A 26,107-nucleotide genomic window follows, 5' to 3' on the forward strand; every position below is an offset into this window, starting at 1 on the left:
TGAGATAACGGTTCAAAAAGCGGGCTCTGGGTCAGAGCACTGAAAGCAAAATCTTGGACGATCCTTCGATTCGGCTGGTCCCTCATGCAGACCAGCGGGATGCCTACAACGATATCTGGAGAAACAACATGAGCACCCAGCAACCCACCATCATCTACACGCTGACCGACGAAGCGCCGCTGTTGGCGACCAGTGCCTTTTTGCCGATCATCCGCACGTTTACCGCGCCCGCTGGGATCAACGTCGAGTCCAGCGACATCTCGGTGGCCGCGCGCGTGCTGGCTTCGTTCCCCGACTACCTGACCGAAGAACAGCGCGTGCCCGATACCCTGGCCGAACTTGGCAAGCTCACGCTCAAGCCCGAAGCCAACATCATCAAACTGCCCAACATCAGCGCTTCGGTGGGCCAGTTGGTGGCGGCCATCAAGGAGCTGCAAGGCAAGGGCTATGCGCTGCCAGACTACCCCGAGGCGCCCAAAACCGAGGAAGAGAAGGCCATTCGCGCCCGTTACGCCAAATGCATCGGTAGCGCGGTAAACCCGGTGCTGCGCGAAGGCAACTCCGACCGCCGTGCGCCGCGGGCTGTGAAGGAATTTGCGCGCAAGAACCCGCACAGCATGGCCGAGTGGAGCCAGGCTTCGCGTTCGCACGTTTCGCACATGCACCACGGCGACTTCTACCATGGTGAAAAGTCGATCACGCTGGACAAAGCGCGCGACGTGAAGATGGAGCTGGTGACCCAGAGCGGTCAGACCATCGTGCTCAAACCCAAGGTGAGTTTGCTGGACCGCGAGGTCGTTGACAGCATGTTCATGAGTAAGAAAGCGCTCGAAGAGTTTTACGAAAAAGAGATCGAAGATGCCCGCAAGACCGGCGTGATGTTCTCGCTGCACGTCAAGGCCACCATGATGAAGGTGTCGCACCCCATCGTGTTCGGCCATTGCGTCAAGATTTTCTACAAAGACGCGTTCGCCAAACACGGCGACCTGTTCAAGGAACTGGGTGTCAACGTTAACAACGGCATGGCCGACCTGTACGCCAAGATCGCCACGCTGCCGCAGAGCAAGCAGGACGAGATCAAGCGCGACCTGCACGCCTGCCATGAGCACCGCCCCGAGCTGGCCATGGTGGACTCGGCCAAGGGCATCACCAACTTCCATTCGCCCAACGACGTGATCGTGGATGCGTCCATGCCCGCCATGATCCGCAATGGCGGCAAGATGTGGGACGCCAACGGCCGCTTGAAGGACGTGAAGGCTGTGATGCCTGAATCGACCTTTGCCCGCATCTACCAGGAGATGATCAACTTCTGTAAATGGCACGGCGCGTTCGACCCCAAGACCATGGGTACCGTGCCCAATGTGGGCCTGATGGCTCAGCAGGCCGAAGAGTACGGCTCGCACGACAAGACGTTTGAGATCAGCGAAGACGGCGTGGCCAACATCACCGACCTGGCCACGGGTGAAGTGTTGCTGAGCCAGAACGTGGAGAAGGGCGACATCTGGCGCATGTGCCAGGTGAAAGACGCCGCCATCCGCGACTGGGTGAAACTGGCTGTGAACCGCGCCCGCAACTCGGGCATGCCGGTGGTGTTCTGGCTCGACCAGTACCGTCCGCACGAGGCGCAGCTGATCACCAAGGTCAAGATGTACCTGCACGAGCACAACACTGCGGGTCTGGACATCCAGATCATGAGCCAGGTGCGCGCCATGCGTTACACGCTGGAGCGCGTCGTGCGTGGGCTGGACACCATCAGCGCCACGGGCAACATCCTGCGCGATTACCTCACCGACTTGTTCCCCATCATGGAACTGGGCACTTCGGCCAAGATGCTGTCCATTGTTCCTTTGATGGCGGGTGGCGGCATGTACGAAACGGGTGCGGGTGGCTCGGCGCCCAAGCACGTGCAGCAACTGGTGGAAGAAAACCACCTGCGCTGGGACTCGCTGGGTGAATTCCTTGCGCTGGCCGTGTCGCTGGAAGACCTGGGTCTCAAAACAGGCAACAACTCGGCCAAGGTACTGGCCAAGACGCTGGACGCCGCCACCGGCAAGCTGCTAGATACCAACAAGAACCCGTCGCCCAAAACTGGGCAGCTGGACAACCGGGGGAGCCAGTTTTACCTGGCCATGTACTGGGCCCAGGCACTGGCAGAGCAGACCGAAGACGCGGCCTTGGCCACCAAGTTTGCCCCGTTGGCCAAGCAGTTGACTGACAACGAGCAAACCATCGTGGCCGAACTCGCTGCCGTGCAGGGCAAGCCGGTGGACATTGGTGGTTACTACAAGCCCGACGTTGAGAAGCTGGAGGCTGTGATGCGCCCAAGCCCCACGCTGAACGCTGCGCTGGAAACGCTGCCAGGTTAAAGCGCAAACCCGCAGGCTATAAAGGCGATCAGGTCCGCTTCGGCTGTACCGGTCGCTTTTTTTGTTGGCTGGGCGCAGGTGCTTTCGGTGGCTGTGTGCGCCCAACCGCTTCAGATCACTTGGGTCGGCTGAAGGGCGAGCCACCCAGCCTGGCGCCGGCCTGGATGCCGCGCTTGACGAACCAGCCTTGGTTCATCTCTAGCACATAGCGCACCGGCTGGGCCGAGCAGTGCGAGTCGAGAGTTTGTGGTTTCATGTCCGCTAGGTTGATGATGGTGCCGTCGTCGGCCACAAAGGCTGCGGTCAGCGGAAGCAGCGTGTTCTTCATCCAGAAGCACTGCACGCCCGCTTGCTCAAAGGCAAACAGCATGCCTTCGTTGGTGGGCATTTCCTGGCGGTGCATCAGCCCAATGGAGCGCTGATCGGGGGTGGCCGCTACTTGGGCGCTGATCAGGTGCATGCCGGCCGACAGCGAGACCCGAGGCAGTTGGGTTTGGGGTTGGCCTTGGGACCAGGCGGGGATGGCGCTGAGAGCCAGCAGGCCAAACAGAGAGGCTAGGCGTCGGTTCATGGTGCAAATGCGGTGGTCGTAAGCGTGTGCATTGTGCGTCATTCGCTGGGGCCCTGCGCAGATGGGCCCGCCCCTCCACAGAGTAAGCCCTGTAGGCGCAACTTGGGTACAAGAATGTGCGAGAGTACCGGCGGTGCCGAGGCCCGGCCCGGCATCGTGGGCCCCAGCTCAACGCCTTGTCTTCACCGAGACCCGACCCATTTATTCTCGCATCCAAATTTCGACCCAAGGCGAAAATCACTGTGAAAGCCGGCGTGTCCCTGAGCATGCTCGGCCAGCCTGTCGTTCCCAATATCAAAGGCGATGGCGCAGGCCTGGGCATCATTCCGGTGATGCTCAAGGTGGCGTTCGCGACGGGGCCAACGCGTTGGCACAAAACAAGGTCGGCGCCGGGTTGATCGGCGGCGGGCTGTGGTGCAACTTCCAAAATCAGAATAAAGAATGGTGCCGCATCGTCAGGCACTCCATGCCGACAATTTTCTGCCGCAAATTTTGCCGCGGCCAGCCGAACACCAGGTGGTGGCGCGCTGAGCCTGACAGGTGACTGCATTTCTGGTGAAAAGCCCCACCCAGGTCTGTTGCTCCGGGTTGGGCTCGGTCATGATCGAAGACACGCAAAGCCAAAAGCGCTCGCTGCGCTGCGGGCACCAGGGAGCGTTGTGCAGCTCGGCAAGCGCAAAAAGCCGCAGTAAGTCCGCTTCCTCTGCGGTTTTCTTGGTGGGTGAGGGCTTCACAATGGGGCATGAACGACGGTACTTGGCTGCAATTGGCAAGGCCCGTTGGGGGTGGTGCCCAGGGCCGTGCAAGGGTTTCCCTATGCCCGTTGACCATCGGGGGTGGTCGCACACCGCTAGAATCGTTTTCATGGCCACCCAGAACCCCAAAAAACCCGAAAACCCGGTCTCACCGCCCAGCGTGGGCAGCGACGACTCGGTGGTGCTTGAGCGCCGTACACAGCGCACCAAACCACCACAAATGTTTCAGGTGGTGCTGCTCAACGACGACTTCACCCCCATGGAGTTTGTTGTCCATGTCATTCAGGAGTTCTTCAGCAAAGACCGCGAAACCGCGACCCAGATCATGTTGAGAATCCACCTGGAAGGCAAAGGCATTTGCGGGGTTTATTCCCGCGATGTGGCCAGTACCAAGGTCGACCAGGTGCTCCAGGCCGCGCGCGGCGCGGGGCATCCGTTGCAGTGTGTGAGCGAACCCGTTGAATAAAGGCGGAACCCCCCCACTTGATGGCGATCTCCTCTGATATCCCGTTTCCCGAACGTCAGCTTTTCAAATCACCCACAGCCCAAAGGACGTGTCCATGATCGCCCAGGAACTTGAAGTCAGCTTGCACATGGCCTTTGTTGAGGCCCGCCAGCAACGCCACGAATTCATCACCGTCGAGCATCTGCTGCTTGCGCTGCTCGACAACCCCAGCGCCGCTGAGGTGATGCGCGCTTGTTCTGCCAACATCGACGACTTGCGCAAATCCCTGACGAATTTCATCAAGGACAACACGCCACAGGTCGCCGGCACGGACGAGGTGGATACCCAGCCCACCCTCGGTTTCCAGCGCGTCATTCAGCGCGCCATCATGCACGTGCAAAGCACGGGCAACGGCAAGAAGGAAGTCACAGGTGCCAACGTGCTGGTGGCCATTTTTGGTGAAAAAGATTCCCACGCCGTGTACTACCTGCACCAGCAGGGCGTGACGCGCCTGGACGTGGTCAATTTCATCGCCCATGGCATCCGCAAGAGCGACCCGCCCGAGGCCGCCAAACCTGGCGAGAGCGCTTCCGAGAACGAAGAGCAGGGCACCGAGGGCAAGCAAAATGAAAAGGCCTCGCCGCTGGAGCAGTTCACACAGAACCTGAACCAGTTGGCCAAAGACGGCAAAATTGATCCCCTGATCGGGCGTGACTACGAGGTCGAGCGCGTCATTCAGATCTTGTGCCGCCGCCGCAAAAACAACCCGCTGCTGGTGGGTGAAGCAGGCGTGGGCAAAACCGCCATCGCCGAGGGCCTCGCTTGGCGCATTACTCAGGGCGATGTACCAGAAATTTTGGCTGAATCGCTCGTGTATTCGCTGGACATGGGTGCTCTGCTGGCCGGCACCAAGTACCGCGGCGATTTTGAGCAGCGACTCAAAGGCGTGCTCAAGTCGCTCAAGGACAAGCCCAACGCAATTTTGTTCATCGACGAAATCCACACCTTGATTGGTGCGGGCGCTGCGTCCGGTGGCACGCTGGACGCGTCCAACCTGCTCAAGCCGGCCTTGTCCAGCGGCCAGATGAAGTGCATTGGCGCCACCACCTTTACCGAATACCGAGGCATCTTTGAAAAAGACGCTGCGCTTTCGCGCCGCTTCCAGAAGGTGGACGTGGTCGAGCCGACGGTGGAGCAGACCGTGGACATCCTTAAGGGTCTGAAGTCGCGCTTTGAAGAGCACCACGGCGTGAAATACGCCTTGGCCGCCCTGCAGGCGGCCGCTGAGCTGAGCGCCAAGTACATCAACGACCGCCACCTGCCCGACAAGGCGATTGACGTGATCGACGAAGCCGGTGCAGCGCAGCGCATCTTGCCGGCCAGCAAGCGCAAGAAAACCATCAGCAAGACCGAGGTCGAAGAGATCGTGGCGAAAATCGCTCGGATTCCCCCTGCCAACGTGTCCAACGACGACCGCGGCAAGCTGCAGACGCTGGAGCGCGATCTCAAGAGCGTGGTGTTCGGCCAGGACAAGGCCCTCGAAGTGCTGGCCTCCAGCGTCAAGATGGCGCGTTCGGGTCTCGGCAAAAGCGACAAGCCGATCGGCGCCTTCCTGTTCAGCGGCCCCACCGGCGTCGGCAAGACCGAAGCAGCCAAGCAACTGGCCTACATCATGGGCATCGACCTGATCCGCTTTGACATGTCGGAGTACATGGAGCGCCACGCCGTGAGCCGCCTCATCGGTGCGCCTCCAGGCTATGTGGGTTTTGACCAGGGCGGCCTGCTGACCGAAGCCGTGACCAAAAAGCCGCACTGCGTGCTGCTGCTCGACGAGATCGAGAAAGCGCACCCGGACATCTTCAATGTGTTGTTGCAGGTGATGGACCACGGCACGCTGACCGACAACAACGGGCGCAAGGCCGACTTCCGCAACGTAATCGTCATCATGACGACCAACGCGGGTGCCGAGACCATGAACAAGGCCACCATTGGCTTCACCAACCCGCGCGAAGCTGGCGACGAGATGGCTGACATCAAGCGCTTGTTCACGCCCGAGTTCCGCAACCGCCTGGACGCCATCGTCGGCTTCAAGTCGCTGGACGAAAACGTCATCATGCGGGTGGTGGACAAGTTCTTGCTGCAGTTGGAAGGCCAGCTGACCGAGAAGAAGGTCGAGGTCACCTTCACCGACGCGCTGCGCAAGCACCTGGCCAAGAAGGGCTTTGACCCACTCATGGGCGCACGCCCCATGCAGCGCCTGATCCAGGACACCATTCGCCGGGCCCTGGCCGACGAGTTGCTGTTTGGACGCCTGACCGATGGTGGCCGCCTCACGGTGGACATGGAAACCAAGACCGGCGAAGACGGCAAGGAGACGCAAGAGGTCAAGCTCGACATCCTGCCGCTGCCCAAGAAAGAGGGCAAGGCCAAGCCGGAAGAAGCCACGGCTGGCTAATCGCTGCGCTCAAATGCCGCTTCGGCGGCCCCATGCAAAAGGCCCGGTCTTCCGGGCCTTTTGCAGGGTTGCGGCTCAGGTGTGCAGCCGGTTTCAGGGTTGCGCCAGGTAGGCAGCCCGCACCGCTTCAATGCGCTGGCGGTTGGCGCCAAAGTCTTCCCGACCCAGGCGGCTGGCGCTGCGAAGCTCCACCACACCCGCCACCGGGTTGACCCAGAATTCCAGATCGTCCACAAACTTGAGCCAGCGTGTCTGGGCTTGCGCGTAGATGTAGTCGGGTTGCTGCTCGACCACGGTCACGCCTGGCACCGACTGCAGAGCTTTTGTCAGCGCCGCCAAAGTGGCTTCCGCATCGGTGTTTTTCAGCGGCAGCGGCTCGATGCTGGCGTACCCTTTTTGCGGATGGTCCGGGTGCAGCGCAGCCTGGCTGCTGACGCTGTTGCGGGTGGCAGAGGGCGCTTTTAGGCGACCGTCCTTTACACCCAGATCGCTCGGTTGGGTGCCACGCAGAGCGCCTCCCTGGGCGGCCAGCAGGCCCACGCCCAGCAACACAGGCAGGGCCATTGAGAAGAGTTTCATGGTAGACATGCCGGTTTCAGCGCTTGCCGCCAAACAGGCCGCCCAGCACACCGCGCACGATCTGGCGCCCAATGCCGCTGGCCACACTGCGGGCCGCAGTTTTGGCCATGGTCTGCACCAGGCCGTCGTACTGCCCGCCCCGCGGCCCGGTGCGGCCAAACAGGGCTTCGTTCACCATGCCACCAATGCCGCTACCAGCGGCCTCGGGGGCTTGCTGAGCTGACCCAGGAATGCGCGGTGTCTTGGGGTTGGCGGGTGCGGTGTCTTCGGGCGCGCGCGCGGCCACGTGGGCCCGCAAGATTTCGTGGGCGCTTTCCCGGTCCACCACCGCCTCGTACACGCCCGCCACCAGCGAGCCTTGCAGCAAGGCTTGGCGCTGCTGTGGGGTTATGGGGCCGAGCTGGCTGCCAGGTGGCACCACAAACACGCGCTCCGTTTCGCAGGGGCGGCCCTTGGCGTCCAGCAGGCTCACCAGCGCTTCGCCGACCGCCAGTTCGGTTATGGCGGCTTCAATGTCGAGCCCCGCCTTGGGGCGCATGGTCTGCGCGGTGGCTTTCACGGCTTTCTGGTCGCGCGGGGTGAAGGCGCGCAGCGCGTGCTGCACCCGGTTGCCGAGCTGGCCGAGCACGCTGTCCGGAATATCCAGTGGGTTTTGCGTCACGAAATACACGCCCACGCCTTTGGAACGCACCAGCCGAACCACCAGCTCAATGCGCTCAACCAGCACCTTGGGTGCTTCGTTGAACAGCAGGTGGGCTTCGTCAAAAAAGAACACCAGCTTGGGCTTTTCCGGGTCGCCGATTTCGGGCAGGGTTTCAAACAGCTCCGACAGCATCCAGAGCAGGAAGGTGGCGTACAAGCGCGGCGCATTGAGCAGCTTGTCGGCCGCCAGGATGTTGATCACACCCTTGCCGTCCACGGTTTGCATGAAGTCCTGAATGTCCAGCATGGGTTCGCCAAAGAACTGGTCGCCCCCTTGTTGCTCCACTTGCATCAGCCCGCGCTGGATGGCGCCGATGCTGGCCGCGCTCACGTTGCCGTATTCGGTAGTGAACTGCTTGGCGTTGTCACCCACGTGCTGCAGCATGGCGCGCAGGTCTTTCATGTCCAGCAGCAGCAGGCCGTTGTCGTCGGCAATCTTGAACACCAGGTTCAGCACACCTGCCTGGGTGTCGTTCAGGTTGAGCATGCGGGCCAGCAGCAGCGGGCCCATGTCGCTGACCGTGGCGCGCACCGGGTGGCCCTGCTCGCCAAACACGTCCCACAGCGTGGTGGGGCACGCTTGCGAGGCGGGCAGGGTGATGCCGCGCTCTTTCAGCACCGTGCTGAGCTTTTCGCCGAAGCTGCCGCGCTGGCTGATACCGGTGAGGTCGCCTTTGACGTCGGCCATGAACACCGGAACGCCGATGTTGGAGAACTGCTCGGCCAGCGTTTGCAAGGTGACCGTTTTGCCCGTGCCGGTCGCTCCGGTGATGAGTCCGTGGCGGTTGGCCAGGCCAGGTAACAGCTGGCAGGTGGTGTGGGCGTTTTGGGCAATCAGCATCGGTTCGGCCATGGGGTCAGCTTCTTTCGGGTGTTGACGTGAGGGGCGGGTTGGGTAAATCGTAAAATCGCTTGCTTATTAGATCAAACCCTCAGCAGGCATAAGGAATCTTTCGTGGCCGGACACAGCAAATGGGCAAATATTCAACACCGCAAGGGTCGTCAAGACGAAAAGCGGGGCAAGATCTGGACGCGTGCCATCCGTGAGATCACCGTGGCTGCCCGCCAGGGCGGCGGTGACCCGGCCATGAACCCGCGCTTGCGCCTGGCGATCGACAAAGCCAAGGCCGCCAACATGCCGGCCGACCGCATCAAATACAACGTTGACAAGGCCTCGGGCAACCTGGAGGGCCAGGCCCTGGAAGAAATTCGCTACGAAGGCTATGGCATTGGCGGTGCCGCGGTGATCGTGGACACCATGACCGACAACCGCGTGCGCACCGTGGCCGAGGTGCGTCACGCGTTCAGCAAATATGGCGGCAACCTGGGCACCGACGGCTCGGTGGCATTCCAGTTCAAACACTGCGGCCAGATCATTTTTGCGCCTGGCACCTCTGAAGACAAAGTGATGGAAGTGGCGCTGGAAGCGGGCGCTGAAGACGTGATCACCGACGACGATGGCGCCATTGAGGTGCTGACCGCTTACACCGATTTTGAGGCCGTGAAGAACGCGCTGGAAGCGGCAGGCCTCGTGCCCGAGGTGGCTGAAGTGACCATGCGCGCAGAAAACACGATTGAACTGACCGGCGACGATGCCGCCCGCATGCAAAAGCTGCTGGACGTGCTGGAAGACCTGGATGACGTGCAGGAAGTCTTTCACAACGCCAGTGTTTGACGGCAACCCACGCCGCACTTCGTGCGTGCCCCCAGGGGGAAACGCAGAGTGGCCCGGCAAAGCCGGTTCCACCGCGTTCTGGGTAGGTCACGGCGCTTCGACTGCATTGGTCGAACACACAACTGAATTTTGGAGAACGGTTTGAAAGTTTTGGTCATTGGCGGCGGTGGTCGCGAGCACGCGCTGGCGTGGAAGCTCAAGCAGTCCGAGGGCGTGAGTCAGGTGTTTGTGGCACCGGGCAACGCCGGTACGGCACGCGACGCGCACCTTATCAACCTGCCGATCACCGACAAGGTGGCATTGCGCGAATGGGTTCAGGCCAACGGCGCTGCTTTGACTGTGGTGGGCCCCGAGGCGCCCTTGGCCGCTGGCGTCGTGGATGAGTTTCGCGCCCACGGTCTGGCCATTTTTGGTCCAACCCAAAAAGCCGCTCAGCTTGAGAGCTCCAAAGCGTTCAGCAAAGCCTTCATGCAGCGCCACGGCATTCCCACGGCCGAATACCAGACCTTCACCGACCCGGTGCTGGCCCATGCCTACGTGGATGCCAAGGGCGCGCCGATTGTGATCAAGGCCGACGGCTTGGCTGCGGGCAAAGGCGTGGTGGTGGCGATGAGTCTGGCCGAAGCGCACGAAGCCATCGACTTCATGCTGCTGGACAACACCCTGGGCGTGGCCCACAACGACGGTGGCGCGCGTGTGGTCATTGAAGAGTTCCTGGAAGGCGAAGAAGCCAGTTTCATCGTGTTGTGCGACGGCGAGCATGCTTTGGCGTTGGCCACCAGCCAGGACCACAAACGTCTGCTAGATGCTGACCAAGGCCCCAACACCGGCGGCATGGGCGCTTATTCTCCAGCGCCGGTGGTCACACCTGCGGTGCACCAGCGGGCGATGGACGAAGTGATCTTGCCCACGCTGCGCGGCATGGCAGCCGATGGCATTCCTTACACCGGCTTCCTGTACGCCGGCCTCATGATCACGCCCGACGGCCGCGTGAAAACGCTGGAATTCAATTGCCGCATGGGCGACCCCGAAACCCAGCCGATTCTGATGCGTCTGCAGAGCAACTTGGCGCAGGTGCTGCTGGCTGCCACGCGCACCGAGCTGGACCGCGTGGCCCTGGAATGGGACCCCCGCGTGGCGCTGGGCGTGGTGCTGGCTGCGGCCGGTTACCCCATGAACCCCCGCAAAGGCGACGCGATCACAGGCCTGCCTGCGGACCAATCTGACCGCATGGTGTTTCACGCAGGCACCAGCGAAACCAACGGCGCCGTGCTCACTGCGGGCGGCCGCGTGTTGTGCGCCACCGTGCTGGCCCCCACCGTGGCCGATGCGCAACGCAGTGCCTACGCCCTGATCGACGGCATCTGGTTTGACGGTATGCAGTTCCGCCGAGACATCGGTTACCGGGCGCTTTGAACAGCTGCTTCAAACGGCCGCTGCGCGGCAGCACCCCGTACATTCCATTTTTATGAACAACCCGACCCAAAACGTTCGCGACTATCTGACCGATCTGCAGGAACGCATCACCTCCACCGTGGCCCTGGTCGACGGCGGTCAGTTTCTGGTGGACAAATGGAAGAAGCCCGCCGGCGAGACGCTTCAGGGCAGCGGCATCACGCAGATTCTCGAAGACGGTGCTGTGTTTGAGCGCGCCGGCTGCGGGTTTTCGCATGTGAGCGGGCCGCGCCTGCCGCCATCGGCCACCCAGCACCGCCCGGAGCTTTCGGGCGCGCCTTTTGAGGCAATGGGCGTTTCACTGGTGTTTCACCCGCGCAACCCCTACGTGCCCACAGTACACATGAACGTGCGCATGATCGCGGCCACCCCGGTGGGTGGCGAGCCGGTGTGCTGGTTCGGTGGCGGCATGGACCTGACCCCGTACTACGGGTTTGAGGAAGATGCGGTGCACTTCCACAACACATGCAAAAACGCCCTGGATCCGTTTGGTGTAGACAAATACCCCCGCTTCAAAACCTGGTGCGATGAGTATTTTTATCTCAAGCACCGCGACGAGCAGCGCGGCATTGGGGGCGTGTTTTTTGACGACTTTTCTGAGCTCGGTTTTGACGGCAGCTTTGCCATGATGACCTCGGTGGGCGATGCCTTTCTGGACGCCTACCTGCCTATCGTGGACCGCCGCAAGAACATGCCCTATGGCGAGCGCGAGCGCAGTTTTCAACTGTATCGGCGGGGCCGCTACGTGGAATTCAACCTGGTCTGGGACCGTGGCACGCATTTTGGGTTGCAGTCGGGTGGGCGCAGTGAATCCATTTTGTTGTCCATGCCCCCCCTGGTGAGCTGGTCTTACAACCGACAAAGCAAAAAGGGCACGCCCGAAGACCGTCTGAACAAAGAATTCCTGGTTCGCAAGGACTGGGTGTGAACCACGTGCCAACCGGCACCCCTTCCGCTGACGTGTCTTTTGCAGGCGCAAGACCCTTGCGCGTGGGTGTGTTTGGAGGCGCCTTCGATCCGCCGCACTGGGCTCACCGCGCCCTGGCCGAAGCGGCGCTGAGCCAGCTGGGGCTGGACGTGTTGCACATCCTGCCTACGGGACAGGCGTGGCACAAATCTCGGGTGCTCACACCCGCCACCCACCGGCAGGCCATGTGTGCGCTGGCCTTTGGTGACTTGCCTTTCACGCGTATTGACGCGCGTGAAATTGAGCGACAAGGCCCAAGCTACACGGCCGACACTTTGCGCGAACTCGCCACTGAATACCCGGGTGCACAGCTCTTTCTGGTGCTCGGTGCCGACCAGCTGCTGGCGTTTAAAAGCTGGGTGCGCTGGCCCGAGGTGCTGGCGCAAGCCACACTGGCGGTGGCCAACCGGGCTGTCAACATCGGGGCCGACGGCGCCCTCGATCAGGTCCAGGAAATGGACCTTTCCGGCGTCGATCTGCCCTTTGAGCGCTTGCAAATGCCGCTCAAAAACATCAGCGCCACAGCCGTGCGCGCCCACATCGAACGACCCGTGAGCCGCAGCGGCGCGCTCGACGTTTTGGTGCCCGAGGCCGTCGCAGGCTATATTTCACACAATCACCTTTATCAGAACCATTCATGACCAGCGAAACCATAGCCAAAAAAGACATCCAGAAACTTCAGCGGGCCATCGTCGATGGACTCGAGGACGTCAAGGCCCAGGACATCGTGGTCTTCAACACGGAAAAGCTCTCGCCCTTGTTTGAGCGCGTGATTGTGGCCAGCGGCACGTCCAACCGCCAGACGAAAGCACTCGCTGCCAGCGTGCGCGATGCGGTTCGAGAGGCTGGCTTTGACAAGCCACGCATCGAAGGCGAAGAAAACGGCGAATGGATCATCGTGGATTGCGGTGCTGCTGTGGCTCACATCATGCAACCCGTCATCCGCCAGTATTACCGTCTGGAAGAAATCTGGGGCGCCACGCCAGTGCGCCTGAAACATGGCGCGCCCAAGCCTGCGGTGGCCGAAAAGCCCGCCGCCAAAACCAGCAAGCGCAAGGCTGCTGCGCCCGTCAAAGCGGTCGCCGCCAAGACCGTGGCGCGCACGGCAGCCAAGTCAGCGGCCAAAACCGCTGCCGCAACGCCGGCCGTGAAAACAAGCCCCAAGGCAACGGCCAAGCCTGCCAGCAAGAAAACGGCGAGTACCACGGCAGCGAAAAAAACCACCACCGCCCGCAAAACGGCCACCAGCACCACCGCCCAGCCCAAGGCTACGCTGCAAAAGCTGGTGGTGAACAAGCCACGTGCCACCGCCAAAGCCGCGCCCAAGGCTGTCGCCAAGGTCGCCCCCAAAGCGGTTGCCAAGCCCGCAGCCAAGAGCGCGCCCAAAGCCGCAGCCAAACCGGCCGCCAAGAAAAAGGCATGAAGCTGCTGATCGTCGCGGTCGGGCAACGGGTGCCCGACTGGGCCCAGACCGCCTACGACGATTACGCCAAGCGCTTTCCGCCCGAGCTTCGGGTGGAGCTCAAAACCGTGAAGACCGAGCCGCGGGGCTCCAAAACGCTGGACACGCTGCTGGCCGCTGAGCGCGAGCGCATTCAGGCGGTACTGCCGCGTGGTTGCCGTGTGGTGGTGCTGGACGAACGCGGCACCACGCTGACCACCAAGGCGCTGGCGCAGCAGCTGCAGCAATGGCAGCTGGACAGCGACGACGTGGCGTTGGTGATTGGCGGCCCCGACGGACTTGAGCCCGCTTTTCGGGCGGCGGCGCACCAGCGCATTCGCCTGTCCGACCTCACCTTGCCGCACGCCATGGTGCGCGTGCTGTTGATCGAGCAGCTCTACCGTGCCTGGTCGGTTAACGCGAACCACCCGTACCACCGGGAGTGAAGCCGGCGTCTGCCTTGCGGCAACGGACCTGCCGCTGCATGGGTGGTTCGCCTTGTGGTCGCACGCCTCCAGGCCGAATTTTTGCACTTCTCCACCCCAAACACCATGTCTGACTTCATCTACCTGGCCTCTCAAAGCCCGCGCCGCCTGCAGCTGTTGGAGCAATGGGGCGTGCGCTGCGAACTGCTGCTGCCCGATGCTGAGGAAGACGTCGAATCGCTCGAAGCTGTGGCGCCCGGCGAAGCACCGGCGGCCTACGTGCAGCGCGTGACGGGGCTCAAGCTGCAGGCCTCGCTGGCCCGGCTCAGTCGCCGAGGGCTGCCGCCTGCGCCGGTGCTGTGTGCCGACACCACGGTGGCGTTGGGGCGGCGCATTCTGGGCAAACCGGCCAACGCCGCTGATGCGTGCCAGATGCTGGCCGACCTCGCCGGTCACCGCCACCGGGTGTTGACCGCGGTGGCCGTGGGCCGAACGGGCGCGCGCGGCGCCAAAAGCTGGGCTGCGCTGTCCACCTCGTGGGTCACGTTTGAGCCGCTGAGTGCTGCTCAGATACGCCGCTACGTGGATTCCGGCGAACCGATGGGCAAGGCGGGGGCCTACGCCATCCAGGGCCGCGCTGCGCTGTGGGCGAGCCACATCAGCGGCAGTTATTCGGGCATCATGGGTCTGCCTGCGCACGAGACCGCGCAGGTGCTGCGCGCTGCGGGCGTGCGCCTGATCTGACGCCACGCCGCTTCAAAAAACACACGGGACAAACCATTCACATGAGCCAGGACATCCTGATCAATTGGGCACCACAGGAAACCCGCGTGGCGGTGGTGGAGCAGGGCGCTGTGCAAGAAGTCCACCTGGAGCGCACACTGGAGCGTGGCCTGGTGGGCAACATCTACCTGGGCAAAATTTCCCGGGTGCTGCCGGGGATGCAGTCAGCCTTTATTGACATTGGTCTGGACCGAGCGGCCTTTTTGCATGTGGCCGACCTCATGCCCAACATAGCCGCCAAACACGCCACCCCTCGCGAGCGCGCGGCCACTGGGTCGGTGGCGGAGCCATCAGCGCCGCCGGTGCAAGCCAACAGTGGCACAAGCAATGGCAATGCCCGCGTTCTCACGCCCAATGCGGTGTTGCCCATCGAGCGCCAGATCTTTGAAGGCCAGGCACTGATGGTGCAGGTGCTGAAAGACCCGATCGGCAGCAAGGGCGCCCGCCTGACGGCGCAAATCAGCATCGCCGGGCGCTTGCTGGTTTTCTTGCCGCAAGACACCCACATTGGCGTGTCGCAGAAAATACCACCGGCCCAGCGCGAAGCGCTGCGCCAACGGCTGGTGCGGCTCACCGCCACCGCCGATGGCACAGCGGCCGGGGGCTTCATTTTGCGCACCAACGCCGAAGATGCCAGCGATGAGGAGCTGATCGAAGACACTGCTTATCTGCGCAAGACCTGGTTGCGCATCAAGGACGCCGCCACGCGCCAGCCAGCGGCCACGCTGCTGCACGAAGACCTGAATTTGATGCAGCGTGTGCTGCGCGATCTGGTCGGCACGCAGACGCAGTCCATTCGCATTGACTCGCGCGAGCAGCACGGTTTGTTGCAGGCCTTCGCTGCCGAGTTCATGCCCGACACCGTGAGCAAGCTGCAGCATTACAGCGGTGAGCGCCCTATTTTTGATCTGTACAACGTCGACGAAGACATTGCCCGTGCGCTCAGCCGCCGGGTGGAGTTGAAGTCGGGCGGTTACCTGGTGATCGACCAGACCGAAGCGCTCACCACGGTGGATGTGAACACGGGTGGTTATGTGGGTGCCCGCAACTTTGACGATACCGTCTTTCGCACCAACCTGGAGGCGGCGCTGACCATTGCGCGGCAACTGCGCCTGCGCAACCTGGGCGGTATCGTGATTGTTGATTTCATCGACATGGTGCGCGAAGACCACCGGGACGCGGTGCTGACCGAGTTCCGCAAGCAACTGGCGCGCGATCGGGTGAAGACCATGACCGGCGGCTTTTCGCAGCTGGGTCTGGTGGAGATGACGCGCAAACGCACCCGCGAGTCACTGGCGCACATGCTCAGCGAGCCATGCCCGGCCTGTAGCGGCAAGGGCGTGGTGAAAACCGCGCGCAGCGTGTGCTACGACGTGCTGCGGGAAATTTTGCGCGAAGCCCGGGCCTTCAATCCACGCGAGTTTCGGGTGGTGGCCTCACCCAAAGTGGTGGAGCTGTTTCTGGACGAAGAAAGCCAGCACTTGGCCGGGCTGAGCGACTTCATCGGCAAGCCTATTTCGCTGCAGGCCGAAAGCTCGATGACGCAAGAGCAGTACGACATCGTGCTTCTTTAGTTCCCCCCTGCGCCGCTGCGCGGCGTCCCCCCAGGGGGACCACGCTGGTGGCCCGGCTGAGCCGGTTCCACGGCGTGTGCTGGGTGGGGGCGAGCGCTCCGGTCAAATGCCTGGTTTGGCGTCATCCGTGTTGGGTTCCGGCGTGAAACCTTGCGCGTGCAGGCGCGCGTACAGCCCGTCGGCGCGCATCAGTTGCTGGTGGGTACCTTGTTCGCTGATCTGGCCGTCGGCCAGCACAACCACGCGGTTGGCGTGCTCAATGGTGGACAGGCGGTGTGCAATGACCAGGGTGGTCCGGCCTTTCATCAGCCGGGACAGCGCGTCTTGCACCAGCCGCTCTGACTCGTTGTCCAGCGCCGACGTGGCCTCGTCCAGGATCAAAATGGGCGCATCTTTGTAGATGGCGCGGGCAATGGCCAACCGCTGGCGCTGGCCACCCGAGAGCTCGGCCGCGTTGTGCCCCACGGTGCTGTGTATGCCTTGTGGCAAACGGGCAATCAGATCGCCCAGGTTGGCCGACTGCAGGGCAGCGAGCACACGCGCCTCGTCGATGGCCTTGTCGCTCGACCCCAGGGCCACGTTGGCAGCCAGCGTGTCGTTGAGCATCACCACATCCTGGCTGACCATGGCGAACTGCTGACGCAGGCTGGGCAGGCTCCAGTCGGGCACGGGCACGCCGTCCAAACGCACCACACCGCGTTCTACTTCGACAAACCGAGGCAGCAGGTTGGCCAATGTGGTCTTGCCCGAGCCCGAGGGTCCGACGAAGGCCAATACCTCGCCCGGCGCTATGCGCAGGTGAATGCCGCGCAGCGCGGTGCGGCTGTCGTCGTCGGCGGCGACCGGTGTTGCGCCGTCTTTGGCGGGGTAGCGCACCCACACGTTGTCCAGCTCAATGGCGCCGAGCGCACGGGCCGCGGTGTGCGTGCCGCCGGTTTGCACAGGGGTGTTTTCAATCAGGTCCAGCCCACGTTCCAGTGCTGTCAGGCCCCGTGTGATGGGACCCGCGATTTCCGCCAGGTGCCGTATGGGGGTGATCAGCATCAGCATGGCGGTGACAAACGCCACAAAGTTGCCCACCGTGACACCGGTGCGGCTGCTTTGCCACAGCGCCACCGCAATCACGGCCGACAGCGCCGTGGCCGCGAGCAACTGCGTCAGCGGTGTCATGGCCGCCATGGCCACGGTCGACTTGAGCGCGAGACGGCGCAGCGCCACGCTCAGGTGGTCAAAGCGCTGGGTCTGGCGTTCTTGCGCGCCGTGCAGCCGCACCATGCGGTGGGCGAGGGCGTTTTCTTCCACCACGTAGGCCAGCTCGTCGGTGGCCTGCTGGCTGGCGCGGGTGAGTTTGTACAGCCGGCGCGAGAGCACCCGCATGATCAGGATCAGGCCTGGAAACAGCAGCAGCACGATCAGGGTCAGCTTCCAGTTCAGGTACATCAGATAACCGAGCAGGGCGAGCAGCGTGAGGCTGTCTTTGGTCAGGGTCAGCAGGGCGGCCACCAGCATGGTGGAGCCGGTCTGAACCTCGTACACCAGCGTGTTTGAAAGCTTGCTGGCACTCTGCCGTGCAAACAGCGTCATCTGCGCTTCGTTCAGCTTGACAAACATGGCCCGGCGCATGTTCAGCATGCCCAGGCTGGCGGTGTACGAAAGCGCGTACTGCGCCACGAAACCGGCCAGCCCGCGTACGCCAAACAAACCCAGCAGCGCCACGGGCACCATCCAGAGGTCGATATTGCCTTGGGCAAATCCGCGGTCCAGCAAGGTTTTGAGCAGGGCTGGGATCAGGGGTTCGGTGAGTGCACCGATCAGCGTGGCCGCGGCCGCCATCACGATGCCGGTGCGTGCCGAGCGAAAATAGGGCCACAGCCGTTTCATCCGTTGCAGCACGGTATCGGTCGGGACGGACATGGGCGAGATGGGTATGGAAGTCAACGGATGGCGATCAAAAATTTCGGAACTTGAGGAACGTTTCGGCCCATCGGGGAATCGGAAATCGGGAGTTCGTTGCGGTTGAGGTGTGTCATGAGCAACCGGGTAGCGGTGTGCACATCTTGTCACGGGCCTCTTAAAGCTGTCCGTTATTATCGGTCGCAGTGGCGCAGCCGGTCCCAAACGGGACCACCAAGTGCCTGATCAATACCCCAAAAGGATGCTGGATTTGACGCGATTTGACCTCAGACTTTCTGCCCAACGGCGCACCCTGCTGGGCGCTATAGCCACCTTGCCCGTGCTCACCTGGCCGCTCAGCGATGCCCGCGCTCAGTTTCGAGTGGAAGTCTCCGGCGTGGGTTTGACGCAGTTCCCGTTTTCGGCCGTGGGCTTTCGCGGCAACGATGCAGCCAGTCAGGACATTGCCGCCATCGTGCGTGCCGACCTGGAGCGCAGCGGCCAGTTTCGGTTTGTGCCACCGGTTGCGGGCGGGCTGGACGAGACATCCCGCCCCGAACTCGCGCCATGGCGCGAAAAAGGCGCCGATTCCCTGCTAACCGGCAGCGTGATGCGCCTGGCCGATGGCCGCTTTGACGTGCGCTTCAGGCTCTGGGACGTGGTGCGCGGTCAAGACCTGGGCGGCTTGAGCTACCCGGTGTCGGCGCAGGAGTTGCGGCTGGCGGCTCACCGCATTGCCGATCATGTCTACGAAAAAATCACGGGCGAAAAAGGCGTGTTTTCTACCCGGATCGCCTATGTCACAAAAGCCGGGCCGCGCTACAACCTGTGGGTGGCCGACACCGACGGCGAGAACGCCCGTGCCGCGCTGACCAGCCCAGAGCCCATCATTTCCCCGAGCTGGGCGCCAGGTGGTTCGCAGCTCGCCTACGTGTCGTTTGAAGCGCGCAAGCCCGTGATCTACGCGCACGACGTGGCCTCGGGCAAGCGCCGTCTCTTGGCCAATTTCAAAGGCTCCAACAGCGCGCCCGCCTGGTCACCTGATGGCCGCCAGTTGGTGGCCACCTTGTCGCTTTCAGGCAATGCGCAGGTGTATGTCATGGACGTTAACGGCGCTCAGCCACGCCGCCTGACCCAGACGGCCAGCATCGACACCGAACCTGTGTTCAGCGCCGATGGAAAGAGCATCTATTTCGTCAGCGACCGTGGTGGCTCGCCCCAGATTTACCGCATGGGTGCCCAAGGCGGCAACGCCGAGCGGGTGTCATTTGCGGGCAACTACAACATCTCGCCGGCACCCAGCCCCGATGGGCGCTGGCTGGCTTTCATCTCCCGCGTCAACGGTGCCTTTCGCCTGCACGTGATGGAGATCGCCAGCGGCACCGTTACGGCACTCACCGAGAGCGCCGCCGACGAAAGCCCCAGTTTTGCGCCCAACAGCCGCATGATCATTTATGCCACCCGCGACAAAGGCCAGGAGGCGCTGATGACCACCAGCGTGGACGGCCGCATCAAAACCCGATTGGCGGGTGCGCAGGGCGACATTCGCGAGCCCGAATGGGGCCCCTTCCTGCGTTGACCGGCAAGGCAAACCGCAGCCACTGCGCTTCGCCTTCACTTTTCTTTCCAACACCCATGACCACTCCAAGAGGACACCACATGTTGAATGACACACGCACCCCCGCTGAGCTGAAGCAGGCCTTGGACGGATCGTTTGCCCACCCGTCATCGGGCCGCCGCTGGGCGGGTGTGCTGGTGAGCGCGCTGGTGGTCACCACGCTGGTTGCCTGCGGCTCCAATGTGAAACTGGATGACGTGCCGGTGGCAGACCGCACGGGTACCGATGTCAGCACCATGGCTCAGGGAGGTGGCTCAGCTGCCGCTGGCGCTGCTGACCAGCGCGGGGTGTCCGGCGTGGAAGTCGCGGGCGGTGATGTGGCCCAGCCCACCGCCATGGCCCGCACCGTGTATTTCGACTATGACAGCTTTGAAGTGCGCGCTGAATTTGCCCCCACGCTGGAAGCCCACGCCAAATACCTGGCTGCGAACAGCCGCCGCCGCGTGGCGCTGGAAGGGCACACGGATGAGCGCGGTGGGCGCGAGTACAACCTCGCACTCGGTCAGAAACGGGGTGAGGCGGTGCGCCGGGCACTGTCGCTGCTCGGCGTGAGTGAAGCCCAGATGGAGGCGGTGAGCTTTGGTGAAGAGAAGCCGGCTGTGGTCGGTTTTGATGAAGCCGCTTTTGCCAAGAACCGCCGGGTTGAGCTGACCTACCGTTGAACACCATGCCCACCATGATTCGTTCCGTCTCTCCCACGCTGTCGGCCCTGTTGTTGGGTGCTTCGGCGCTTTGGCCTTTGCAGGCACAAGCCTTTTTTGGTGACGATGAAGCCCGCAAGGCCATCATCGATCTGCGTCAAAAGGTAGACGCCAACCGGCAGGTGGGCGACGCGGCCGCCACCGAGGCTCGCGAGGGACAGGCTGTCACGCGCCGCAGCTTGCTGGATCTGGCCAACCAGTTGGAGCAGTTGCGGGCCGAGATTGCCCGCTTGCGGGGCCAGAACGAACAACTCTCGCGGGAGGTGTCCGAGCTGCAGCGCCAGCAAAAAGACGTGCAGACGGGTTTGGACGAGCGGCTGCGCCAGGTCGAGCCCTTGCGCATCACCCACGACGGGTTGAACTTCACCGCTGCACCGAACGAAAAGCGCGACTTTGACGCTGCGATGGAGGTGCTGCGCCGTTCCGAGTTTGAAGCAGCGGCCACGGCCTACGCGGCATTTCTGCGCCGCTACCCAGACAGCGGCTACACCCCGTCGAGCCTGTACTGGCTGGGCAACGCGCAATACGCCAGCCGTGCCTATAAAGAGGCCATTGAGAGCCACCGCCGCCTCGTCACCCAGTTTCCGGCCCACCTGCGCACGCCAGAGGCCATGCTGGCCATGGCCAACAGCCAGGTTGAGCTGAAGGAAACCCGCGCCGCGCGCCGCACCCTGGAGGAACTGGTCAAAGCCCATCCCGAATCGGAAGCGGCAGCCGCCGGTCGCGAGCGCCTGGCCCGCTTGCGCTGAGGCGGTTTCAGCGTTTCCTGAACGCCCCTGCGTGGGCGGTCGGGGTCCGCGTGCTCCTACAATGGCGCCCATGGAAATCGCCGACCTCATAAAACTGCAAACCCTGGTGCTCTGGGCCGCTTTCGCGGTCGCGGTGGCGTTTGGTTTCATTGCGCAGCGCACCCATTTTTGCACCATGGGCGCCCTCAGCGACATTGTGAACATGGGCGACTGGACGCGCATGCGAACCTGGGCGATGGCGGTGGGCGTGGCCATGATCGGGTTTCACGCCATGGCCTGGCTGGGCTGGATCGATGCGAAAAGCACCATTTACGCTTCGGGCCGCATCATCTGGCTTTCTGCCCTGGTGGGTGGCGGGCTGTTTGGTTTTGGCATGGTGCTGGCGTCGGGCTGCGGCAGCAAAACCCTGGCGCGCATCGGTGCTGGCAGCCTGAAATCGCTGGTGGTTTTCTTCGTGATGGGTTTTGCCGCCTTCGCCACCTTGCGTGGCGTGCTGGCCGTGCTGCGCGTCAACACGGTTGACCGGGTGGCTTTCGACATCCCGGCAGGCAGTGCCATGCCCGCATGGGTGGCCTCCGGCTTGGGGTTTGACCCGGCTGTCACCGGCTTGCTGGTGGCCTTGCTGGTGGGCGGTGCACTGATCGTGTGGGCTTTGCTCGGCCCCGACTTTCGCAACGCCAACAACCTGTTGGCCGGCGGCGGCCTAGGGCTGGTCATTGCGGCCATGTGGTGGGTCAGCGGTCACCTGGGTTTCGTGCCTGAGCACCCCGAAACCCTGGAGTCGGTGTACCTGGCCACCAACACCGGCCGCATGGAATCGCTGACCTTCACAGCGCCCATGGCCTACACGCTGGACTGGGTGATCTTTTTCAGCGACACGTCCAAAGTATTGACGCTGGGTGTGGTGACGGTGGTTGGCGTGGTGGTGGGTGCCTTTGTGCAGGCCCAGTTGAGCCGCAGCTTTCGCTGGGAAGGCTTCCGCAGCACCGAAGACACCGCGCTGCACCTGGTCGGTGCCGTGTGCATGGGCGTGGGAGGCGTCACCGCCATGGGCTGCACGGTCGGGCAGGGGCTGTCGGGTCTGTCCACGCTCAGCCTCACCAGCATGATTGCGGTCGCGGGCATCTTTGTGGGTTCCATCGGTGGCTTCCGCTTCCAGATGTGGCTCCTGGAGCGCGAGTGAGCGCCAATCGAATAGACACGACCGAAACCTTCGAGCGCCGCTTTGGCGGCTTGCGCCGCCTCTATGGCGTTGACGGTGCGCAGCGCATTTTTGACGCGCACGTTGTGGTGGTCGGCATTGGTGGTGTGGGGTCTTGGTCTGTCGAAGCGTTGGCGCGCAGCGGGGTGGGCAGGCTCACCCTGATCGACCTGGACCACGTGTCCGAATCCAACATCAACCGGCAGATTCACGCCTTGGAGCCCACCCTCGGCCAATCCAAGGCCGAGGCCATGCGCGAGCGCATCGCGCTGTTTCACCCCGGCTGCACGGTGGATGTGATCGACGATTTCGTCAACCCCGACAACTGGCCTGCCTTGCTCGGTGCCGCGCTGGGCCCCGACGTGCCTGTGCCGTCAGCCTTGATCGACGCCTGCGATCAGGTGCGCGCCAAGACCACGCTTGCCGCTTGGGCGGGTGCAAGTGGTGTGCACTTTGTCACGGTGGGCGCAGCCGGTGGCAAGCGCCGAGCGCAAGCGGTGGAGGTGGATGACCTGGCCGATGTCACGCACGACCCTTTGCTGGCGCAGCTGCGCTACCGCCTGCGCAAACACCACGGCGGCGCGCGCGCAGGTCGCATGGAGGTGGCCTGCGTTTTCAGCCGCGAAGCGGTGGCACCGCCCGACGCGTCCTGCGCCATCGAAAACCTGGACAGCTCGCTCAACTGCCACGGTTACGGTTCCGTGGTGAGCGTCACTGCGACCTTCGGCTTGTGCGCAGCGGGCTGGGTTTTGAACACCCTGGCCGAAAAATGAAAAAAGCGCCTCTGCCTCTCAAAAGAGGGGTAAAAGTGACGCTATAATTTGAGGCTTCGCAGAACGGTGCAAACTGTTGTGTGAAGCGAAGTGGGACGTTAGCTCAGTTGGTAGAGCAGCGGACTTTTAATCCGTTTGTCGTGGGTTCGACCCCCGCACGTCCCACCAGTTTTTTTAGGTTGTGACCAAGCTCTGCTGGTTCTCCTGCCCCGGTTTTGGTGTTGGCTCTCTGAGTTGCCGCTGAAATTGATGGGACGTTAGCTCAGTTGGTAGAGCAGCGGACTTTTAATCCGTTTGTCGTGGGTTCGACCCCCGCACGTCCCACCACATACACAGGCCTCTCGGCCAAGAAAAGCCCGCTGCGCACCGTAGCGGGCTTTTTTGTTGTGCGCCCAGCATGGGCGTACACCTGCGGGTGCAAGTCCCGCTGCGAACTGGTCACAGTGAGCAAAGTGAAGCGCAACTGCCTGAGGGTGACCGAGCGTGGGAATCCAGCGTGGAGCGTAAATCGCGAGCCGATGAACAAAAACAGCATAGAAGGCGCTGCCAAGCAGGGCGAGTGGGCAATGAACCACGAAGCTCTTGTGACCAAGGCAAGGCGGCGTAAATGCGGCGGATGTGCGATGAAGGTGTGCGTTTTTACCTGGAGAGATCTCGCTTTGTGGGTGAAAGCCCCACGGTTTTGCCGGAGCGAGAAGTCAGCAGAGGTTCAGAATGAACGCCGGGATCATGGATGGTGGGGTGGTGGTTGATCGACACCTGGGCACCCCCCAAGGCGGGCCGCTGAGCCCGCTGCCGGCCAACGTGCTGCTCGACGAAGTGGACAAGGCACTGCAGGCGCGTGGCTACAGCTTTGTGCGCTGTGCCGACGACTGCAACGTCTACGTGGGCAGCATGAAGGCAGGTGATTGGGTCATGGCCTACCTACGGATGCTGTACGCTGGCTTGAAGCTTCAGATCAACAAAGCCAAGAGCGCGGTGGGCGGCGCCTTCGTGCGCAAGTTCCTGGGCTACGCGCGGTGGGTGGCCAAGGGTCGAGCAGTCAAATGCGCCGTGGCCCGCAAGGCCGTGGACAACTTCAGGGCCCGCATCCGGCAGCGCACGCGCCGCTCGGGTGGGCGCAGCATGGCGCAAACGGTAGAAAAGCTCAGGCCCTATGTGCTGGGTTGGAAGGCGTACGTTAACGCCGGGCGTCTGGCGCGAGCAGGACGAATGGCTGCGCCATCGACTGAGGGCGATCCAGCTCAAGCATTGGAAAAGGCCCGAGACGATCTACCGGGAACTCAAGGCGCTGGGGGCGTCGGAGGCTGGGGCGAACCAAGTGGCGGGCAACTGCCATCGATGGTGGCGCAACAGCGACGGTGTCATCAAGCGCGTGTTGACCATTGCGTGCTTTGACCGGCTGGGAGTACCCAGGCTGTCCTGACATCAAACGCTCGAACCGCCCGGTGCGGACCCGCATGCCGGGTGGTGTGGCAGGGGTGCCTCCTATGGGGGAGGCTCCCTATGCCGATTGTGGTGCGCTTTGCATGTGTACATGGCCAGTGCAGACGAGGAAAAGCCCCCGTCCTGAGGGGGCAAAAAAAAGCCCCCAGCTGATGGGGGCCTGAGCGGGGCCAAGCCCCGTTCAACGATCAGACCACTTTGGCAATGGCCTGGCAAACGTAGTCGATGTTCTTGCTGTTGAGTGCGGCCACGCACATGCGGCCGGTGTCGGTGCCGTACACGCCAAACTCGCTGCGCAGTCGCACCATCTGGTCTTTGCTCAGGCCTGAGTAGCTGAACATGCCGATTTGGCTGGTGATGAATCCCATGTCTTGCTTCACGCCGGCGGCCTTCAGGCCGTCCACGAGCTTCTGGCGCATGGCCTTGATGCGCACGCGCATTTCACCCAGTTCCTTTTCCCACAGGGCGCGCAGCTCGGGGTTGTTCAGCACCGCAGCCACCACCGCGCCGCCGTGAATGGGCGGGTTGGAATAGTTGGTGCGAATCACGATCTTGAGTTGCGACAGCACGCGCGAGGCTTCTTCTTTGCTCTCGCACAGCACCGACAGCGCACCCACGCGCTCACCGTAAAGGCTGAAGCTCTTGGAAAACGAGGTTGACACAAAGAACGTGAGGCCGGCCGCCACGAACTTGCCGATCACCGAGCCGTCTTCGGCGATGCCGTGGCCAAAGCCCTGGTAAGCCATGTCCAGGAAGGGTGTGAGGCCGCGCGCCTTCACAGCCGCAATCACCTGGTCCCACTGCTCCGGGGTGATGTCGTAGCCGGTCGGGTTGTGGCAGCAGGCGTGCAGTACCACCACGGTGCCGGCTTCGGCAGCGTTCAGGCTGGCCAGCATGCCTTCAACGTTCACGCCGCGTTTTTCGGCGTCGTAATACGCATAGGTGTCCACCACAAAGCCGGCGTTGATGAACAGCGCGCGGTGGTTTTCCCAGCTCGGGTCGCTGATCAGCACCTTGGCGTTGGGGCTCAGGCGCTTCAAAAAATCAGCGCCAATCTTCAGGCCGCCGGTGCCACCAATGGCTTGCACCGTGGCCACCCGGCCCGACTGAACCGGCTCGCTGTCGGCGCCAAACACCAGGCTCTTCACCGCTGCGTCGTAGGCAGCAATGCCGTCAATGGGCAGGTAGCCGCGCGCACTGGGCGTGGCCATCATGGCTTTTTCGGCGGCCTGCACGCACTGCAGCAGGGGCAGCTTGCCGTTGTCATCGAAATACACGCCCACACCCAAGTTGACTTTGCTGGGGTTGGTGTCGGCGGCGAACTGTTCATTCAGACCCAGAATCGGGTCGCGCGGAGCCATTTCAACGGCTGAAAAAAGAGACATGCTGGGTTTCCTGGGGGTTGGTGTCTAGGGCAGCGGCGATTTTACCGGCCGCGTTGCGGTGACTCAATGCAACGGTGGATTTTTGGACGCCTTGGGCTTGCCCTGAGCGCGAGAACGAACAAAAAATTACACATAGGACACCTATCTT

At 62.6% G+C, this 26,107-nt stretch carries 21 protein-coding genes, 2 tRNA genes and 1 pseudogene; 19 read left to right on the forward strand and 5 right to left on the reverse strand.

Going from position 1 to position 26,107, the window contains the following annotated elements:
* Positions 1 to 128: 128 nt before the first annotated feature.
* Positions 129 to 2,366, forward strand: a complete 2,238-nt coding sequence (locus tag ACTG4K_RS16420; protein ID WP_439115293.1) for an NADP-dependent isocitrate dehydrogenase — start codon at positions 129 to 131, stop codon at positions 2,364 to 2,366.
* A 115-nt stretch (positions 2,367 to 2,481) separates the two neighbouring features.
* Here the strand turns inward: ACTG4K_RS16420 and ACTG4K_RS16425 are convergent, their stop codons facing one another.
* Positions 2,482 to 2,937 carry a DUF192 domain-containing protein gene (locus ACTG4K_RS16425; RefSeq protein WP_439115294.1) on the reverse strand — a complete coding sequence of 152 codons (456 nt, stop codon included), beginning with the start codon at positions 2,935 to 2,937 and terminating at the stop codon, positions 2,482 to 2,484.
* Between the two features lie 864 nt (positions 2,938 to 3,801).
* On the opposite strand from ACTG4K_RS16425, the gene clpS reads away from it, so the two are divergent.
* Together clpS and clpA are read left to right on the forward strand one after the other, a co-directional pair.
* Positions 3,802 to 4,158, forward strand: a complete 357-nt coding sequence (gene clpS, locus ACTG4K_RS16430) for an ATP-dependent Clp protease adapter ClpS (protein WP_439115295.1) — start codon at positions 3,802 to 3,804, stop codon at positions 4,156 to 4,158.
* A gap of 94 nt (positions 4,159 to 4,252) precedes the next feature.
* Positions 4,253 to 6,592 carry an ATP-dependent Clp protease ATP-binding subunit ClpA gene (gene clpA, locus ACTG4K_RS16435; protein ID WP_439115296.1) on the forward strand — a complete coding sequence of 780 codons (2,340 nt, stop codon included), beginning with the start codon at positions 4,253 to 4,255 and terminating at the stop codon, positions 6,590 to 6,592.
* Positions 6,593 to 6,685: 93 nt separating this feature from the next.
* Here the strand turns inward: clpA and ACTG4K_RS16440 are convergent, their stop codons facing one another.
* Positions 6,686 to 7,171 carry a DUF1499 domain-containing protein gene (locus tag ACTG4K_RS16440; RefSeq protein ID WP_439115297.1) on the reverse strand — a complete coding sequence of 162 codons (486 nt, stop codon included), beginning with the start codon at positions 7,169 to 7,171 and terminating at the stop codon, positions 6,686 to 6,688.
* Positions 7,172 to 7,187: 16 nt separating this feature from the next.
* Positions 7,188 to 8,726: a helicase HerA-like C-terminal domain-containing protein gene (locus ACTG4K_RS16445; protein WP_439115298.1), complete on the reverse strand. Its 1,539-nt coding sequence runs from the start codon at positions 8,724 to 8,726 to the stop codon at positions 7,188 to 7,190.
* Positions 8,727 to 8,828: 102 nt separating this feature from the next.
* Between ACTG4K_RS16445 and ACTG4K_RS16450 the strand changes: the two genes are divergently transcribed.
* The 8 genes from ACTG4K_RS16450 (at position 8,829) to ACTG4K_RS16485 (ending at position 16,193) form a co-directional block, all read left to right on the forward strand.
* Complete coding sequence (locus tag ACTG4K_RS16450; RefSeq protein WP_439115299.1) at positions 8,829 to 9,548, forward strand: YebC/PmpR family DNA-binding transcriptional regulator; 720 nt, start codon at positions 8,829 to 8,831, stop codon at positions 9,546 to 9,548.
* Positions 9,549 to 9,689: 141 nt separating this feature from the next.
* Positions 9,690 to 10,964 carry a phosphoribosylamine--glycine ligase gene (gene purD / locus ACTG4K_RS16455; RefSeq protein ID WP_439115300.1) on the forward strand — a complete coding sequence of 425 codons (1,275 nt, stop codon included), beginning with the start codon at positions 9,690 to 9,692 and terminating at the stop codon, positions 10,962 to 10,964.
* 52 nt (positions 10,965 to 11,016) lie between these two features.
* The gene (gene hemF / locus ACTG4K_RS16460) at positions 11,017 to 11,931 is read left to right on the forward strand and encodes an oxygen-dependent coproporphyrinogen oxidase (RefSeq protein ID WP_439115301.1); all 915 of its coding nucleotides are present in this window, start codon (positions 11,017 to 11,019) and stop codon (positions 11,929 to 11,931) included.
* Entirely contained in the window at positions 11,928 to 12,611 is a 684-nt protein-coding gene (gene nadD, locus ACTG4K_RS16465) for a nicotinate (nicotinamide) nucleotide adenylyltransferase (protein ID WP_439115302.1), read from the forward strand. Before hemF ends, nadD begins: the two co-directional genes overlap by 4 nt.
* Positions 12,608 to 13,393, forward strand: coding sequence for a ribosome silencing factor (gene rsfS / locus ACTG4K_RS16470; protein ID WP_439115303.1), 786 nt, complete (start codon positions 12,608 to 12,610; stop codon positions 13,391 to 13,393). Before nadD ends, rsfS begins: the two co-directional genes overlap by 4 nt.
* Positions 13,390 to 13,857: a 23S rRNA (pseudouridine(1915)-N(3))-methyltransferase RlmH gene (gene rlmH, locus ACTG4K_RS16475; protein ID WP_304830895.1), complete on the forward strand. Its 468-nt coding sequence runs from the start codon at positions 13,390 to 13,392 to the stop codon at positions 13,855 to 13,857. Before rsfS ends, rlmH begins: the two co-directional genes overlap by 4 nt.
* A 105-nt stretch (positions 13,858 to 13,962) precedes the next feature.
* A complete protein-coding gene (locus ACTG4K_RS16480; protein WP_439115304.1) occupies positions 13,963 to 14,580 on the forward strand; it encodes a Maf family protein in 618 nt (205 codons plus the stop codon).
* Between the two features lie 41 nt (positions 14,581 to 14,621).
* Positions 14,622 to 16,193, forward strand: a complete 1,572-nt coding sequence (locus tag ACTG4K_RS16485; protein ID WP_439115305.1) for an Rne/Rng family ribonuclease — start codon at positions 14,622 to 14,624, stop codon at positions 16,191 to 16,193.
* A gap of 102 nt (positions 16,194 to 16,295) precedes the next feature.
* Here ACTG4K_RS16485 and msbA read toward each other — a convergent pair whose 3' ends face one another.
* The gene (gene msbA / locus ACTG4K_RS16490) at positions 16,296 to 18,107 is read right to left on the reverse strand and encodes a lipid A export permease/ATP-binding protein MsbA (RefSeq protein WP_439115306.1); all 1,812 of its coding nucleotides are present in this window, start codon (positions 18,105 to 18,107) and stop codon (positions 16,296 to 16,298) included.
* Between the two features lie 250 nt (positions 18,108 to 18,357).
* On the opposite strand from msbA, the gene tolB reads away from it, so the two are divergent.
* The 8 genes and pseudogenes from tolB to ACTG4K_RS16530 all read left to right on the forward strand — a co-directional run.
* Positions 18,358 to 19,665: a Tol-Pal system beta propeller repeat protein TolB gene (gene tolB, locus ACTG4K_RS16495; protein WP_439115307.1), complete on the forward strand. Its 1,308-nt coding sequence runs from the start codon at positions 18,358 to 18,360 to the stop codon at positions 19,663 to 19,665.
* 80 nt (positions 19,666 to 19,745) lie between these two features.
* Positions 19,746 to 20,366 carry a peptidoglycan-associated lipoprotein Pal gene (pal, locus tag ACTG4K_RS16500; RefSeq protein ID WP_439115308.1) on the forward strand — a complete coding sequence of 207 codons (621 nt, stop codon included), beginning with the start codon at positions 19,746 to 19,748 and terminating at the stop codon, positions 20,364 to 20,366.
* Positions 20,367 to 20,371: 5 nt separating this feature from the next.
* A complete protein-coding gene (gene ybgF, locus ACTG4K_RS16505) occupies positions 20,372 to 21,154 on the forward strand; it encodes a tol-pal system protein YbgF (RefSeq protein ID WP_439115309.1) in 783 nt (260 codons plus the stop codon).
* A gap of 70 nt (positions 21,155 to 21,224) precedes the next feature.
* Positions 21,225 to 22,337, forward strand: coding sequence for a YeeE/YedE family protein (locus ACTG4K_RS16510; protein ID WP_439115310.1), 1,113 nt, complete (start codon positions 21,225 to 21,227; stop codon positions 22,335 to 22,337).
* Entirely contained in the window at positions 22,316 to 23,128 is an 813-nt protein-coding gene (locus ACTG4K_RS16515; protein WP_439115311.1) for a tRNA threonylcarbamoyladenosine dehydratase, read from the forward strand. Before ACTG4K_RS16510 ends, ACTG4K_RS16515 begins: the two co-directional genes overlap by 22 nt.
* Positions 23,129 to 23,220: 92 nt before the next feature.
* Positions 23,221 to 23,296 (forward strand) — tRNA-Lys (locus tag ACTG4K_RS16520).
* Positions 23,297 to 23,379: 83 nt separating this feature from the next.
* Positions 23,380 to 23,455 (forward strand) — tRNA-Lys (locus tag ACTG4K_RS16525).
* Positions 23,456 to 23,833: 378 nt separating this feature from the next.
* Positions 23,834 to 24,554, forward strand: a pseudogene (locus tag ACTG4K_RS16530) (group II intron maturase-specific domain-containing protein); the annotation flags it as partial.
* A 208-nt stretch (positions 24,555 to 24,762) separates the two neighbouring features.
* On the opposite strand, the gene ACTG4K_RS16535 reads toward ACTG4K_RS16530, so the two are convergent.
* A complete protein-coding gene (locus ACTG4K_RS16535; protein WP_439115312.1) occupies positions 24,763 to 25,959 on the reverse strand; it encodes an amino acid aminotransferase in 1,197 nt (398 codons plus the stop codon).
* Positions 25,960 to 26,107: the final 148 nt, after the last annotated feature.

The sequence above is a fragment of the Hydrogenophaga sp. genome, from assembly GCF_965657535.1.
Taxonomy (GTDB): domain Bacteria; phylum Pseudomonadota; class Gammaproteobacteria; order Burkholderiales; family Burkholderiaceae_C; genus Hydrogenophaga.

Excerpts from the sequence above, each read along its gene's own strand:
- ACTG4K_RS16420 (WP_439115293.1), top strand. The coding sequence starts at position 129 with ATGAGCACCCAGCAACCCACCATCATCTACACGCTGACCGACGAAGCG.
- ACTG4K_RS16425 (WP_439115294.1), bottom strand. The coding sequence starts at position 2,937 with ATGAACCGACGCCTAGCCTCTCTGTTTGGCCTGCTGGCTCTCAGCGCC.
- clpS (WP_439115295.1), top strand. The coding sequence starts at position 3,802 with ATGGCCACCCAGAACCCCAAAAAACCCGAAAACCCGGTCTCACCGCCC.
- clpA (WP_439115296.1), top strand. The coding sequence starts at position 4,253 with ATGATCGCCCAGGAACTTGAAGTCAGCTTGCACATGGCCTTTGTTGAG.
- ACTG4K_RS16440 (WP_439115297.1), bottom strand. The coding sequence starts at position 7,171 with ATGAAACTCTTCTCAATGGCCCTGCCTGTGTTGCTGGGCGTGGGCCTG.
- ACTG4K_RS16445 (WP_439115298.1), bottom strand. The coding sequence starts at position 8,726 with ATGGCCGAACCGATGCTGATTGCCCAAAACGCCCACACCACCTGCCAG.
- hemF (WP_439115301.1), top strand. The coding sequence starts at position 11,017 with ATGAACAACCCGACCCAAAACGTTCGCGACTATCTGACCGATCTGCAG.
- rsfS (WP_439115303.1), top strand. The coding sequence starts at position 12,608 with ATGACCAGCGAAACCATAGCCAAAAAAGACATCCAGAAACTTCAGCGG.
- rlmH (WP_304830895.1), top strand. The coding sequence starts at position 13,390 with ATGAAGCTGCTGATCGTCGCGGTCGGGCAACGGGTGCCCGACTGGGCC.
- ACTG4K_RS16480 (WP_439115304.1), top strand. The coding sequence starts at position 13,963 with ATGTCTGACTTCATCTACCTGGCCTCTCAAAGCCCGCGCCGCCTGCAG.
- ACTG4K_RS16485 (WP_439115305.1), top strand. The coding sequence starts at position 14,622 with ATGAGCCAGGACATCCTGATCAATTGGGCACCACAGGAAACCCGCGTG.
- msbA (WP_439115306.1), bottom strand. The coding sequence starts at position 18,107 with ATGTCCGTCCCGACCGATACCGTGCTGCAACGGATGAAACGGCTGTGG.
- pal (WP_439115308.1), top strand. The coding sequence starts at position 19,746 with ATGTTGAATGACACACGCACCCCCGCTGAGCTGAAGCAGGCCTTGGAC.
- ybgF (WP_439115309.1), top strand. The coding sequence starts at position 20,372 with ATGCCCACCATGATTCGTTCCGTCTCTCCCACGCTGTCGGCCCTGTTG.
- ACTG4K_RS16510 (WP_439115310.1), top strand. The coding sequence starts at position 21,225 with ATGGAAATCGCCGACCTCATAAAACTGCAAACCCTGGTGCTCTGGGCC.
- ACTG4K_RS16535 (WP_439115312.1), bottom strand. The coding sequence starts at position 25,959 with ATGTCTCTTTTTTCAGCCGTTGAAATGGCTCCGCGCGACCCGATTCTG.